This window comes from Emticicia sp., assembly GCF_049241225.1.
GTDB lineage: Bacteria > Bacteroidota > Bacteroidia > Cytophagales > Spirosomataceae > Emticicia.
The window spans coordinates 4,496-17,931 of the sequence record NZ_JBMLRC010000059.1 but is presented as its reverse complement, the minus strand read 5'-3'; the positions used below and the strand labels follow the sequence as shown (position 1 = coordinate 17,931).

10 protein-coding genes are annotated in these 13,436 nt (G+C 38.5%); 4 read left to right on the top strand and 6 right to left on the bottom strand.

What is annotated here, in order from left to right:
- The first annotated feature begins 150 nt into the window (after positions 1-150).
- A complete protein-coding gene (locus ACOVO2_RS03890; protein ID WP_421768707.1) occupies positions 151-3,465 on the top strand; it encodes a VCBS repeat-containing protein in 3,315 nt (1,104 codons plus the stop codon).
- Between the two features lie 3 nt (positions 3,466-3,468).
- On the opposite strand, the gene ACOVO2_RS03885 is transcribed toward ACOVO2_RS03890, so the two are convergent.
- From ACOVO2_RS03885 to ACOVO2_RS03870, 4 genes are all read right to left on the bottom strand, one after another.
- Entirely contained in the window at positions 3,469-3,852 is a 384-nt protein-coding gene (locus ACOVO2_RS03885) for a hypothetical protein (protein ID WP_421768706.1), read from the bottom strand.
- 9 nt (positions 3,853-3,861) lie between these two features.
- Positions 3,862-5,091 (bottom strand): tail fiber domain-containing protein, encoded by a 1,230-nt coding sequence (locus ACOVO2_RS03880; RefSeq protein WP_421768705.1) that lies wholly within the window; start codon positions 5,089-5,091, stop codon positions 3,862-3,864.
- A 115-nt stretch (positions 5,092-5,206) separates the two neighbouring features.
- On the bottom strand, positions 5,207-6,721 hold the full coding sequence (locus ACOVO2_RS03875; protein WP_421768704.1) for a glycoside hydrolase: 1,515 nt from the start codon (positions 6,719-6,721) through the stop codon (positions 5,207-5,209).
- A 330-nt stretch (positions 6,722-7,051) separates the two neighbouring features.
- Positions 7,052-7,864 carry a hypothetical protein gene (locus ACOVO2_RS03870; RefSeq protein WP_421768703.1) on the bottom strand — a complete coding sequence of 271 codons (813 nt, stop codon included), beginning with the start codon at positions 7,862-7,864 and terminating at the stop codon, positions 7,052-7,054.
- Between the two features lie 314 nt (positions 7,865-8,178).
- Here ACOVO2_RS03870 and uvrB point away from each other — a divergent pair, with 314 nt between their 5' ends.
- Positions 8,179-10,218: an excinuclease ABC subunit UvrB gene (uvrB, locus tag ACOVO2_RS03865; RefSeq protein WP_421768702.1), complete on the top strand. Its 2,040-nt coding sequence runs from the start codon at positions 8,179-8,181 to the stop codon at positions 10,216-10,218.
- Between the two features lie 93 nt (positions 10,219-10,311).
- Here the strand turns inward: uvrB and ACOVO2_RS03860 are convergent, their stop codons facing one another.
- Positions 10,312-10,794, bottom strand: a complete 483-nt coding sequence (locus ACOVO2_RS03860) for a single-stranded DNA-binding protein (protein WP_421768701.1) — start codon at positions 10,792-10,794, stop codon at positions 10,312-10,314.
- 60 nt (positions 10,795-10,854) lie between these two features.
- Positions 10,855-11,919, bottom strand: coding sequence for an A/G-specific adenine glycosylase (mutY, locus tag ACOVO2_RS03855; RefSeq protein WP_421768700.1), 1,065 nt, complete (start codon positions 11,917-11,919; stop codon positions 10,855-10,857).
- A gap of 292 nt (positions 11,920-12,211) precedes the next feature.
- On the opposite strand from mutY, the gene ACOVO2_RS03850 reads away from it, so the two are divergent.
- Positions 12,212-12,496, top strand: coding sequence for an HU family DNA-binding protein (locus ACOVO2_RS03850; protein WP_188766788.1), 285 nt, complete (start codon positions 12,212-12,214; stop codon positions 12,494-12,496).
- A 97-nt stretch (positions 12,497-12,593) separates the two neighbouring features.
- Complete coding sequence (locus ACOVO2_RS03845; protein ID WP_421768699.1) at positions 12,594-13,433, top strand: tetratricopeptide repeat protein; 840 nt, start codon at positions 12,594-12,596, stop codon at positions 13,431-13,433.
- Positions 13,434-13,436: the final 3 nt, after the last annotated feature.

The following is a 13,436-nucleotide window of genomic DNA, read 5'->3' as shown; positions in this document are numbered from 1 at the left end:
GCGAAAACTGAGCATTCCCGTTTTAAACTTCACAGAGCGAGAAATTTCGCTACACTACCAACAACAAAGGAATCTCCAGTTTTTCTTGGCACATTCTCTCAATTTAAGTCAATAAATGATATATTTGAAGCTCATCTATTAGCCATTTTTATGAAAGTCTTTTTACTCAGTATATTGAGCTTCGTTTTGCTTACATCTTGTCAAAAAGACAAACCTTTATTTAGCCTTTTATCATCTTCTGAAACAGGAATTACCTTCAAAAATAAAGTTATTGAAAACGAAAAAATTAATCTTTTCGACTTCCATAATATGTATAATGGTGCTGGTGTAGCAATCGGTGATATCAATAACGACAACTTGCCCGATATTTTTTTTACTGGAAATATGTCGGACGATAAACTCTATTTGAATAAGGGAGATTTACACTTTGAAGATATCTCTGAAAAGGCAGGAATCAAGAAAAAAAATAATGAAGGCTGGTCAACTGGTGTTACAATGGCTGATGTAAATGCCGATGGTCTGCTGGATATATATGTTTGTAAATCAGGAAATTATCCAAACGACAAACGAGCTAACGAATTATACATCAATCGTGGGAATCTTCGGTTTGAAGAAAGTGCAGCAAAATTTGGATTGGCCGATACTTCGTATTCAAGTCAGGCAGCATTTTTTGATTATGACAAAGACGGAGACTTAGATATGTATTTGCTCACAACCACCAATCAAATACGAAACCCGAATCAGATAAGAGTGCCTGTAAATGATGGAACGGGCTTTTCGCCTGATAAGCTCTTCCGAAACAATACAATTTCATCAACTTCAAGCAAAGAAGCTTTTACTGATATTAGCAAAGAAGCTGGTATTCTACAAGATGGCAATGGTCTGGGGCTTTCGATTTGTGATTTGAATGATGATGGTTGGGAAGATATTTACGTCACGAACGATTTCCTGCCTCATAATCAGCTTTATATCAATAATTATGATGGTACTTTCACCGAATCAGCCAAAACATATTTCAAGCATCATAGTCGATTTGCAATGGGCAATGATGTAGCTGATTTTAATAACGATGGCCTGCCCGATGTCATTGAGGTAGATATGTTGCCTTCCACCAATTATGGTCGGAAGAAAATGAGTGGACCCGGGCATTATGAACAATATGAAGTTGAACTAAAAATGGGGTATCATCCGCAGTTCATGCGAAATATGTTACACCTAAATTTAGGAAAAACACCCGATGGAAAAGTTCTTTTTTCGGAAATCGGTCAGCAGTTAGGGGTGCATCAAACTGATTGGAGTTGGGCTCCACTTTTTGCCGATTTTGACAATGATGGATTCAAAGATTTATTTATTTCAAATGGATATTTACGAGATATTACCGACCTCGATTTTATTGCCTACAACGTAGGTTTTGCTCGAAATAGTAGTTCGTTAGCGGATTTAAGGCGATATATGATTGATAATTCGCTGAAACTTCCTTCGCTCAATGAAGCCAATGTTTTTTATAGAAATACAGGAAATTTAGGTTTTGAGAATGTTACCGAAAAATGGTTTCAGAAAATAGAATCGCTCTCAAACGGTGCAGCCTACGCCGATTTAGACAATGACGGAGACCTTGATTTAGTTGTCAATAATGTAAATGCTGAGGCTTTTTTAATGAAGAATAACTCGAGAAATACCAATTTCTTGAAAATAAAGTTAAAGGGCAATGCTCCAAACCTTGATGGTCTCGGAAGTAAAATCACGATTTTTCAAGAAGGAAAACTTCAGACCTATCATCAAGCAACTACAAAAGGATATGCATCGAGCGTAAGCAACGAAATTCTGTTTGGTTTAGGGCAAAACTCAAAAATAGATTCTATCGAAATTATTTGGCCCAATGATAAAAAACAAGTGCTTAAAGATATTGAAGGAGATCAAACCCTCGTACTCAACCAAAAAGATGCGAATCAGATAAAAAACTACGAAATTCTTCCCCCAAAAACACTTTTACGTGAAGTTACAAACGATTTAAAACTCGATTTTGTGCATGTAGAAGAGCCTTATATGGATTATAACGTAGAACCACTTTTGCTGCATAAACTTTCGCAACAAGGCCCTAAAATGGCGGTTGGTGATGTAAATAATGATGGACTCGAAGACTTTTTTGTTGGTGGCTCGTTCGGACACTATGGCAAGTTATTCGTTCAGAATTCTGATGGAAATTTCACTAAGAAATCATTATTCAATGAGTCAAAGCAAAAAAATGAAGAAGACATTGGCGTAAAACTTTTCGATGCCGATAACGATGGCGACCAAGATTTGTATATTGTGAGTGGTTCTAATGAATTTCCTAATAATTCGATTAGTTATCAAGACCGCTTGTATCTCAATAATGGAAATGGCACATTCTCGAATGCCACAAACAATCTCCCAGCAACCCGTTTTAGTGGTTCGTGTGTAGCAGTCTGTGATTTTGATAAAGATGGTGATGTAGATATTTTTAGAGGTGGAAGACTTGCCGCTACTCGTTATCCTTTGGCGGGCGTTAGCTATTTCTTGCAAAATAACCAAGGTAGTTTTCAGGATGACATCACTTTGCTTTGTCCTGATTTACAAAACAATGGCATGATAACCGACGCTGTTTGGGCTGATATTGACAATGATTCTTGGCAAGATTTGATAGTAGTCGGCGAATTTATGCCAATCATGATTTATAAGAATTATGCTGGAAAAAACCTTAAAAAAATTGAGAGTTCGGCTTTTATAAATTCAAATGGTTTGTGGAATTGTATCAAAAGTGGCGATTTTGATAAAGATGGTGATATAGACTTTATTGCAGGAAATTTTGGTCTAAACTCTCGTTATCGATTTTCTGAAAGTTATCCACTAAACATTTATGCCAATGATTTTGATGCAAACGAGCGGTGGGATGCCATTCCTTCTTATTTCTTGAACGCAATAGAATACACAATTCCTTCACGAGATGAATTATTGAGGCAAATGCCAATCATGAGGAGAAATTTTCAGAAATATTCAGATTATGCCAATGCTACCTTCGCCAGTGTTTTAACAGAGAAACAAAAAGAAAGTGCTTATCGGGTACAAGCCAAACAACAAGAAAGTGCTTATATTGAAAATTTGGGCAATGGAAATTTCAAAATTACTCCTTTACCAGCAATGGCTCAATGGGCTCCCATTCAAGATATTTTAGTAGATGATTTTAATAAAGACAATCATTTGGATGCTGTATTAGTTGGAAACGCCTACGATTATGAACCCGTAGCGGGCAGACACGATGCCTTTGTGGGACTAATGCTCTTGGGTAATGGAAAAGGGCATTTTGAGACAGCTCTCTACGACAAAACAGGTTTTGTAGCCGACGGAGACAGCAAAAGCCTGATTTCTGTCAAAACAACTAAAAGCAAACTCTATGTTGTTTCGCAAAACTCAGGCTCTTTGAAAATCTTCGAATCGAAGAAATAATACTTATTGAGTAAGATACACTCTTGAGGTTTCAATCAGAACGCCATCGGCATAAAGCCCAACTACAACGCCTTTAAGAGTAAAATCTGCTGCAGAAAACTGCATAGACCCTTTTCGTTGGCTTACTTTTACGCTTTTGAGTTCTTCATCCTTACTCGGATTGAAAAACTTAATTTCTCCGCTATTTTTTCCTTCCGGAAGCGAGAAATTAAGCGTAAAAGATGTAGCAGATTTTGTGGCCTTATTCTCGGTCAGATACGTTGCAGGTTCTGCTGGAGTTGTTATGGCATTACGTTGACTTTGTGTTCTGCCATTTTCATCAATATTTTGCCCAAAAGAAACAAAGGCAATCATTGAAAATAAAAGTGTTACGAATATATTTTTCATGATATAATGCTATTTTTTGTCAGTCGTTTTTAATTTTTCTTCATTATTGAGCATCGCTTCCAGTTGGCTGAGGCGAGAGTTTAAAGACTCATATTCTCCGATTTTTCTTTTCAAACTTTCTATTTCGGTTTGTTGCTCTTGCATCGCTTTTATTAAAATCGGAATTAGACCTGTGTAATTAACACTTTTAAATGTTAAACCTGTTGGATGTGTATTATTTGTAACAAGGTTCGGAACAACTGTTTCTAATTCTTGTGCAATCAAACCAAACTGTAAGTTTTCTGGAAGACCAGCAGTTGGATATTTTACTGTATCATATAAAAATGACTTTGGGTATAATTGCTTAATAATAGAAGTAGCACCTGTAAGATTCTGAATATCTTTCTTTAAATTTCGGTCAGAAGGAGATGAAGCCCCAGGCAAAATAGCATTCGTTGCATAGATACTTCCCGAGAAAAACCCATCTCCTGCAACATGTAGTTTTACACTTGGTGAAGCTGTACCAATTCCCACATTTCCAGCGGCAGATATATCAATACTACTTGTAGGAGCTCCAGGTCTAATTCTGAATGGTAATCGGCTTCCCCCTGTTACATCTCTTATAAAAAAGTTTGCTTCATTTCCTGCCATATCCCAAGTTTGGGCCGAAAATCCACCACTTGCATCTTGCTCGAATCTTACTGCTGGTGTATTGCCTGTATTGATGTTTACATCTAAAACAGGAGTACTTGTTCCAACACCAATCTTACCCGAACTTGATACATATAAAGCACTTGTTCTTGCACCTGCTTCTATTCTAAAAGGTGTTTTCGCTCCTGTGACGTCAAGTATCGAAAATGAATTTTTTCCACCTGATGCACTCTCATTAGCTTCAATTTGCCAGTCATTAGCAGGAAAACCAGCAGATGCACTTGTATCGTCAAAACCAATTCTTGTGTTGTTTTCCTTTAATCTGTTTGTATCAAAACCAAAACTTTCGTTATTGACACAATCAAAACCAAAACAGCCACTACCCTGTACGATTAAATCATCAGCAATTACTTGGTCCATTACACTTTTTTCATTCAGAATCTTTTGTACATCTCGGTAGATTCCTTTATCAATTGTGTTTTTAAGAAGTGGTTCTGAAGATTTGGGGGGAACTGTTACGTTTTTATTTGCTTGAGAATATGCTCCAATCGAAAACAAAGTCAAACATAATAAATACAGATACTTTCGAAGAATAATTTTTCTTTTCATAGCAGGTATAGATTAAGTGAATAGGTATTCGATTTAGGTATTATATTCCAATAAAGCAAAAGTATTCTTGATATTTTATTGAGAGGTAAGGGCAATATAAATTAAAAAACAGTCACTAAAGTTTTATTACAAAAGTGATTATAGACTGTTCGGGAATTATCATTTTACTTCCTTTAAATTTGCTATTTACCAAATTTGAGTTTTTAGAAGTTGTATATACGTCTATCGTGTTTTTTGCATATTTTTTTGGTAGTTCAATTTCTTGGTTCGTAGCAGAATTCACAATCACTACCACCAACTCTTTTGCACTTTTATAGGCCGAAACCATCAAATCTTTATTGTCGGTTTCGATTTTTATACGCTGCATTTGTGGTCTGACAAATCTTGAAAAATTACCAAATGCCCAAAGGAGTTTTGAGTCATAAATCTCGGCATCAAATTTATTACTGTCGTTTTCGCCTTTTACGCCATTATTGGCTACGTAAATCAAGCCATCTTTATAGTCATTGGCACTGACCGAAAGCCACCAATGCCACGCCGAAGCATTGGCGTAAGTCAAATCGGCATGAATAACTTTGGCTACGTATAAAGCGGTTTTCATGCCTAAATCTTGCCCACCACCTTCAATTTCGCCAGCATTATCGCCCAAAACACAATATTCCGACTGCCAATAATTGATTTTTTGTTGCTGAATTTTAGCCGATAGTTCTTGGCGTTTACCAATTAGTTCGCTATTCGGAGAAGTCGTAAAATAGCTATGTCCACAAATCAGTTTTTCGACCGAATTTAAGTTGCCAACGTAGTTTTTGCTCGACTCCGAAAAGAAACTTTCAATCTGATTATCTTGTCCAACTTCGCTTCGGTTACTCTTCGATTTGTATAAATAATCAATCTGTGCGGCATCCGTAATTACAACCTTTGTGCTTAGCTTGCGTTCCATCATCTTTGTGTCGAGTTTCCGCACTGCCCAAGCTAAATCATCATTGTTGATGGGCGTTCCTTCTTGCGAACCAAACCCCGATTTCGATTTTGGCCCCCAATCCCACTGCGGTTCGTTGAATGGACTGATATAATCGAATTTCAATTTTGCCGAAACTTCCGCCAGAAAACCAGTAAAATCATCAATTTTGTTTTTATCGAAATTCCAATCTCCCAGCTTGCCACTACCAATCGCCAAGCCATTTTTTGTCATCGAAACTGGAGCAGAATTCAAGAAACCCAACGTAAAATCTACGCCATTGCGTTTGGCTGCTTCCAAAAACCATTGTTGTCCACGCTGTTTGTTCCAGTTATATTTTCCGTTCTCCAAAAAACATTCAGCTCTACGCCATTCGTTCGTGATTTTGCTATCAATTCCTTGTTCAGTACTGCCCGCACCGATATTAAAACGCCACATCGAAAGACCAATTCCTTTTGGGTTACCTGCTTGGTCGAGTTCTTTGCTAAATAAAAGGCTCGCAATTTTTTCTCGCTTTTCGACAGGATAATTTTCGCCCACCATTTGCATCGACCAGCAATCCGACGCCCCAAAACTGTGAATAGTTTGGTAAGTAGTTTTGGTATCTATTTTTAGTTTTTGAGAAAAACTAATTTGAGAAATAAACAAGAGAGAGACGAATAATTGCTTCATTGGCTTTGGTGAATTGAATAAAATGAGACTGCAATTATAAGCAAAATCTCATTACCAATTCTTACTTGCTGTGCGAAAACTGGGCGTTCCCGTTCCGAACTTCGCACGGATGTAGTGCGTTCTCCTGAACGCTTTTACAAAATGACATCAGGAGATTTCTAAACACCTCTGCGAAGTTTTAAACTTCGCAGAACGGGAGGTCTCTTGCAGGAGAAACTGATGGAACTGAAACTCTTTTGTTTTACAGATGCCCTTGATAACTGGTACGTTCGCATTACAAATGCTCCAACTCTTTAAATCCAGCATCACAGATGCGGACGAACTGGAAAATTAAATCAACCCTTCCAAAAAATCATAAGTAATATCATATTTTTCGAGCGGTTCAACTGGAAATAAATCTTTGGCGATGCTTACTAGTGGCGAATTTATTTCTAACTCAAAACCCAATATCCAAGCTAATTTGGTATATAAAATACCGTAGTAGGACATAATGCTATTCTCCCAATCTCCATACATTGTTTTATAGTCGAATTTTTGTCGTTTTTGATGAACCTTCGTACTTGCAATTGCTTCTATCGCTTTTTGCATTTTATCTTCATTCTTTTCGGCTAATCCTTCAAAAAACATAATATCCCACTCAAAACTAAATTGCTTTGCTTTATAACCCTTTTCCATTTGTGGAAATAAGACATCACATTTTTCAGGGGTCCCTTCTATGAAGGACTTTATTAATTCATTGATTATCACCTGAATATATACTGTTTTGTATATATAATCTTCACGCTCAGGATAGATTAATGTTAGTCTTCTTTTAATTAATCTCTGATTATCAGTAAGAAGAACTTCCCCTAAATGCCATAATCGGTCAATTTTCATATTGTAAGGACTAATATTTCCGTCATTATTGATGTGGCAATACATTTTATTTGATAAAATTTCAAAGTTCCCACACAAGAAGAAACACTGCTTAGCTTTATTGATGTCTTTCTCGAAAAGGTAATGGTACCAACCAAGTTCATGATAGCATTTCCATAAAGAGGATAAATTCCAGTAATCTTGTTCTTTTTTTCCAAGAGAATTTATAAGATAGATGCTATCTTCTGTTGGTGTTAGTATTTTTGTTATAAATTCTTGATAATTCATTCTCTATGTTAATTTAACTTTTGTACAATAATTGCACCTGTTTCTCTTGTTCCCTCAGAGTCTCCTGCAAGGGACTCTGAGGCATTGGTCTATATTTTTGGGTGAATATATTACACTTCTTTTTTGCAAAGCCCCTCGCCCTCAGAGTCCCCTACGTGCCTTCGGGAGACTCTGAGGGAACTGAAAATTACCCACCCACAATTATACCAAAAAATCAAACAAAATCGCACAACATTTCTTCAAACAAAAGAAACTCTCTCGCCCAAAGTTGTGTTTATATTCAGATAAGCTATTCTATATTTCTACCCAAAATTATGCAATATAAACTCGTTTCTGACTACAAACCTACGGGCGACCAACCACAGGCAATTGCCAAGCTCGTTGAGGGCATCAAAAAAGGCGAACGCTCGCAGGTACTACTGGGCGTAACTGGCTCTGGTAAAACCTTTACGATTGCCAATATGATTGCTCAGCTCGACCGCCCAATCTTGATTTTGAGTCATAACAAAACGCTGGCGGCCCAACTTTATGGCGAGTTCAAAAGCTTTTTTCCCGAAAATGCCGTCGAATATTTTATTTCTTATTACGATTATTACCAGCCCGAAGCCTACATTGCCACAACCAATACTTATATAGAAAAAGACCTTTTGGTCAATGAAGAAATCGACAAACTCCGACTTTCGGCGGTTTCATCGTTGATGTCGGGGCGGCGTGATGTCATTGTAATTGCATCGGTTTCGTGCATCTATGGTGCGGGAAATCCGACCGAAATGAAACGCAGTATTATTCAGATTGGGGTCGGACAAATCATTTCTCGCAATCAATTTTTGTTCCGTTTGGTCGAAATTCTTTATTCTCGTACCGAAGGCGAATTTATGCGTGGGAACTTCCGTGTCAAAGGCGACACCGTTGACCTTTACCCAAGCTATGCCGACTTTGCTTTTAGATTTATATTTTTTGGCGATGAAATCGAAGAAATTCAACGAATCGACCCATCAAATGGCAAAAAACTAAGTTCTGAAAAGCAAATTGCTATTTTCCCAGCCAATTTATTCGTCACTGGTCGAGACGTAATGGCCAACGCCATGCACCAAATTCAAGATGAAATGGTGAAGCAAGTAAAATATTTTGAATCTGATGGCCGATTATTGGAAGCTCAACGCATACAAGAACGCACCGAATTTGACCTCGAAATGATGCGAGAATTGGGCTACTGCTCAGGTATAGAAAATTATTCTCGTTATTTCGATAACCGTCAAGCGGGGCAACGACCTTTCTGTTTGCTCGATTATTTCCCCGAAGATTATGTAATGGTAGTGGACGAAAGCCACGCTTCAATTCCACAAATCAGAGCCATGTGGGGCGGCGACCGCTCACGTAAAGAGTCGCTGGTAGAATACGGTTTCCGACTACCATCAGCCATGGATAATCGCCCGTTGAAATTCCAAGAGTTTGAAGAAATGGTTGGTCAAACCGTTTTTGTAAGTGCCACGCCAGCCGACTACGAAGTACGTCTGACTGATGGCGTAGTAGTTGAGCAAATCATTCGCCCAACGGGCTTGCTCGACCCCGAAATTGAGGTTCGCCCAAGTATCAATCAAATTGATGATTTATTGGAGGAAATCAATGTAAGAGTGCAGCGAAAAGAACGTGTTTTGATTACGACCCTTACAAAACGCATGGCCGAAGAATTGAGCAAATACCTCGATAAAGTGGGCATCAAAGGCCGATATATTCACTCAGAAGTAAAAACTTTCGACCGTGTAGAAATCTTACGTGAATTGCGTTTGGGTGTGTTCGATGTGTTGGTGGGTGTAAACTTATTGCGTGAAGGTCTCGATTTACCCGAAGTTTCGCTCGTGGCAATCATGGATGCCGACAAAGAAGGTTTCTTGCGTGATATTCGCTCATTGATTCAGACCATCGGTCGTGCTGCTCGTAACGAAAACGGAAAAGTTTTGATGTATGCCGATAGAATAACAGGCTCAATGCAAAAGGCAATCGACGAAACCAATCGCCGCCGAGCTATTCAGATGGAATACAATGCCGATAACGGTATTACGCCAAAAACTATCTTCAAATCGAGAGAGGCAATTATGGAACAGACTTCGATTGCTGACAGCAAAGCCACAACCAAAATGTATTACAACGAGCCAGAACAAGTTTCGATTGCTGCCGACCCAATTGTTGGCTACATGACCAAACCTCAACTCGAAAAACTCATAGAAGAAACTCAAAGAAAAATGGAGCGTGCCGCCAAAGATTTGGACTTTTTAGAAGCCGCCCGTTTCAGAGATGAAATAGCACAGTTGAGAGAGAAGATAAAAAGCACCCCCATCACCCCCAACCCCTAAAGGGGAGTAAAAATAAGTTCAAGAGTTGTTTTAACTCTTGAACTTACAAAAAATCGTAGAAACAGAAGCTCCCCTTTAGGGGCGGGGGGGTGATTAAAACGGCAAATCATCGCTATTTCCACCAGCTAAATCAGGTGGTGGTGGCATTGGCACTGGAGCTGCTTTTGGAGCATAATTATTCGAGCTACCGCTATTTCCGCCATAAGATGATTGTCCACCCGATTCGGCAGCTTCGCCACCACCACGGCGTCCACCGACCAATTGCAATGTATTCGCTCTGATTTTCACGGTTGTTCTTTCAATATTTTCTTTATCAGTCCATTTTTCGGTTCTGATACGTCCCTCAATGTAAGCCGTATCGCCTTTTTTCAGGTATTGTTCGGCAATATTTGCCAGATTATCCCAAAGTTCAATTCTATGCCACTCGGTTTGCTCAACACGCACCCCTTCTTTATTATTATAACTTTCTGAGGTAGCAATACTGAAAGTCACTACTTTACCTCCACTCGGAAGCGTTCTGACTTCGGGGTCTGAGCCAAGATTCCCCAATAAAATCACTTTATTTACTCCAGCCATTTTATATAAAATTGTTTAAAGATTGTTACGTAAATTTAACAAAAACTCGATACATCACAACTACTTCTTTGCCGAAAACCACGCACCTTTCAAATACTTTTCAATCAAAATCGGCTTTGGTAAAGCCTCTACTTCATCTAACGAATAAAACGCATATCCCGCAGGAGCAGCAACTTCTTCATTCAAAACAATGTGCCAAAACCTCGCCTCAATTCGTTGATGAGTTAGAATATGCTTGATGCTTTCAGAATATCCCTTGATTATTGCTTTCGACAGAACTTTGTTCAAAAAGTCATCATTGATTTCGTCCAATTCCAAAAGTTTTTCTTCGTTTTCAACCAAATAAAAATCATTCAGCCCAGTCCAAATATCACCTTCGGGGCGTTGGTGCATCAAAAAGTTTCCGTTTTGTTCAATGACAAAATAATCAAAGAAACGATTCCGCACTTTCACTTTTTTTGATTTTATCGGTAAAATTGCCTGCATTCCTTTGGCATTCGCCACACACGATTCGGCAAATACACAAAACATACAATCAGGGTTGGCTGGCGTGCAGTGAATCGCCCCAAATTCCATAATTGCCTGATTATAAACACTTGGCGATTCAGCCGAAATCAATTCATTAGCCAATTCCCCGAAAACTTTCTTTGCTTCGTGGCTCGAAATATCGGTTTCCACACCAAAAACTCTCGCCAAAACCCTATACACATTTCCATCAACCACCGCTACTTTTTCATCAAACGCAAACGAAGCAATTGCTGCCGCCGTATAGGGCCCAATACCTTTTAGTTTTAGTAACCCAGCATAAGTATTCGGAAAAACTCCACCAAAATCATTGACTACAATTTTGGCCGTAGCGTGCATATTTCTCGCCCTCGAATAATAACCCAAACCTTGCCAAAGCCGCAGCACTTCCTGCTCATCGGCAATTGCCAAATCTGAGATGCTTGGGTAGCTTTCTACAAACTTTTCGTAATAAGGCAAACCCTGTGCTACCCGAGTTTGCTGGAGAATCACCTCCGAAAGCCAAATCTTATAAGGGTCTTTGGTTTTTCGCCACGGCAGGTCTCTCTTTTTGGTGTGGTACCAAGCAATCAGAGCCTCAGAAAAAACATTTGTTTCCAATTTTTATAGAAGTTTGATGGTGTTTTATCGAAAAAATATTGTTCAAAAAGCACTCTTCGCAACCAATATATTTTGTAACTAACTAATTATGAAGTAATTACAAAAAAAAAGTTTAAAACTTTTTGGCAGAGTCTTTATAAATCCGCTATCTTTGCAAACCCAAAAACAAACCAAAGAGTTTGAATGTATCAAAGTGAAGTTTTCAAGACTGAAAATTTTGGTGTAAAAATTGTTGTATTTCACCTTGGTATTTTTTGAAAGTTAATTGATAATCTAAATAAACGTTTTAATCGTGACTAAAGCAGAAGTTATCGTTGCAATTGCCGACAAAACTGGCGTGGACAAAGCAAGTGTATCCACAACACTTGAATCATTTTTTGAAATTGTAAAGGACACATTGGCACAAGGCGATGCAGTTTATGTGAGAGGGTTCGGAAGTTTCGTAAATAAACACAGAGCAGCCAAAAAAGCTCGTAATATTTCGGCAAAAACTACCGTTATGGTTCCTGCTCATTCGGTTCCAGGTTTCAAACCAGCTAAAGAATTTACTGAACAAGTAAAAGCATCAGTAAAATAATCTTTTAAGAATATTATGATTCTTTGAATAAATCATGGATAGCCCAACAATTTGGCTATCCATGATGTTCTTTAAGAGTATCATAATTAAAAAAAACATGAAAAAAAACTTCATCATTCTGATTGTCATTGCGGTAGCCCTCACGGGCTTTCTTTATTCTCGCCCAAAGGTAGTCGTGAAAGACGAAGCTAAAGCGAATAGAGACAAGGTGTCGGAAACAAAGTCGGACGAAAAACATTCTGACGACGATGGCCACGACCACAGCGAGACTTCTCAAGCACCTAAATTATCGGCCGAGCAAGAAAAACAATTAGCCGCACTGAAACAAAAACTGGCTTCGGCAAGCGATAAAAATCCTTTGTACGAGCAAATCGCACAGGTGTTTATCAATGCCAATCGTTTTGATAGTGCCGCAGTTTATGCCGAAAAAATAGCTATCGCCAACCCAAGCACCGAAAACTGGATGCGAGCTGGTGACACTTACTATCAAGCATTTACGTTGTCGCTTCGCCAAGAAAATGTGGCTAACTACGCCGAAAAAACGCGTGCGTGTTACCAAAAAGTATTGGAGAAAAACCCACGACAACTACAAGCCAAAACAAATTTGGCAATGACCTACGTACAGACAGACTCGCCAATGCAGGCAATCATGATGCTTCGTGAAGTAATTACCGAAGAGCCAAACTTTGAGCCAGCTTTGATGAATCTGGGCGTACTTTCGATGCAATCTGGGCAATACGATAAAGCCGCCGACCGCTTCAGACAGGTTATCCGAATCAACCCAAATAATTTCAATGCACTATTGGGATTAGGGTATAGTTTAATCGAATTGAAGGAAAAATCGCAAGCAAAAATTATCTTTGAAGATTTAAAGAAAAAAGTAAAAGAGCCAACTTTATTAGAAGAAGTAAATAAGGCTTTGGAGAGTTTAAAATAATTT

Coding starts and splice junctions, on each gene's coding strand:
- ACOVO2_RS03885 (WP_421768706.1), bottom strand. CDS start 3,852: ATGAAAAATATATTCGTAACACTTTTATTTTCAATGATTGCCTTTGTT.
- ACOVO2_RS03870 (WP_421768703.1), bottom strand. CDS start 7,864: ATGAATTATCAAGAATTTATAACAAAAATACTAACACCAACAGAAGAT.
- uvrB (WP_421768702.1), top strand. CDS start 8,179: ATGCAATATAAACTCGTTTCTGACTACAAACCTACGGGCGACCAACCA.
- ACOVO2_RS03880 (WP_421768705.1), bottom strand. CDS start 5,091: ATGAAAAGAAAAATTATTCTTCGAAAGTATCTGTATTTATTATGTTTG.
- ACOVO2_RS03845 (WP_421768699.1), top strand. CDS start 12,594: ATGAAAAAAAACTTCATCATTCTGATTGTCATTGCGGTAGCCCTCACG.
- ACOVO2_RS03860 (WP_421768701.1), bottom strand. CDS start 10,794: ATGGCTGGAGTAAATAAAGTGATTTTATTGGGGAATCTTGGCTCAGAC.
- ACOVO2_RS03890 (WP_421768707.1), top strand. CDS start 151: ATGAAAGTCTTTTTACTCAGTATATTGAGCTTCGTTTTGCTTACATCT.
- ACOVO2_RS03875 (WP_421768704.1), bottom strand. CDS start 6,721: ATGAAGCAATTATTCGTCTCTCTCTTGTTTATTTCTCAAATTAGTTTT.